The sequence below is a fragment of the Marinobacter salinexigens genome (assembly GCF_008370345.1).
Taxonomy (GTDB): Bacteria; Pseudomonadota; Gammaproteobacteria; order Pseudomonadales; family Oleiphilaceae; genus Marinobacter; species Marinobacter salinexigens.
In genome coordinates this window covers 1-920 of the sequence record NZ_VTUU01000044.1, presented here as the reverse complement: position 1 = coordinate 920, position 920 = coordinate 1, and the positions used below count along the sequence as shown (strand labels likewise).

At 61.8% G+C, this 920-nt stretch carries 1 protein-coding gene; it reads right to left on the bottom strand.

Annotated features, from left to right (window positions below):
* Window positions 1–271 precede the first annotated feature (271 nt).
* Complete coding sequence (psaD, locus tag FWJ25_RS20595) at window positions 272–871, bottom strand: photosystem I reaction center subunit II (RefSeq protein ID WP_223163279.1); 600 nt, start codon at window positions 869–871, stop codon at window positions 272–274.
* Between the last annotated feature and the right edge of the window lie 49 nt (window positions 872–920).

Here is a 920-nt window from a genome sequence, read left to right as displayed (position 1 = left end):
GCACTATTGAAAGATTCAGGTGTTATGGCAACGTTGTCATATGCATAGACATGAGGAGCAGATGCACATGTACATAGAGTCCCACGCTGCGCCTCCACGGTCACCAAGAAATTACTAAAACAAATTACACATCCATGTCCACATATATTTAGATCAAACCATGCATGTATATGGCGCACCACCAGCAGCTAGCTTAATTATTAATATAAGAAGAAGAAGAAGTCCTTTGATTTGGATCACCGGCCGGGCGGGSGGGCGGCGTGATGTGTGATTAGTCGRARGTGSYCTTKCCGGTGAACTTGACGTCGATGGGGTTGACGTTCTTGCCGATGCTGCGGAAGTTCTGGCCGACGCCCTCCCTGCCGGGGTTGACCTTCTCCGGGTAGACGCCGTCCTTGGGGTGGAGGTACTGCACCTCGCCGTTGGGGAAGACGCGGTAGAACTGGTAGGTGATCTTGTACTTGGAGCGCARCCTGGTGCCGAGCGCSAGGCACTGCTCCTTGCGCGCCAGCTTCARGAGGTTSGGSCCCTSCCGCATGATGGCGGCGCCGCCSGTSGGCATCTCGAACACCTGCTCCTTGGGGGACRYCCACGTGATGACGTAGAACTCCTCCACCTGCGCCTTGCGGAGCAGCCCGCCCGTGCTGCCGCCGAAGATMGGGGASGGSGTGYTGGGGTCSAGCTGCGGGGCCACGAACCCCTTGGGCGCCTCCACCGCCTCCTCGGTGGACGCGCGGRGCGGGGSCGGCCCGCGGGAGGACGACGACGGCAGCGCGRGCTGCGAGCTCAGCTGCCGCGGCTTCGCCGCCGGCGCCCAGGCGGCGGCCAGCAGGTGGCGCGTGGCGGCGGAGGCTTGCGTGGCCATGGCCATGGGCGCTGCGCTTCTTGGAAGGGAAGCTAGGATCGAGCGAGCGAATCGC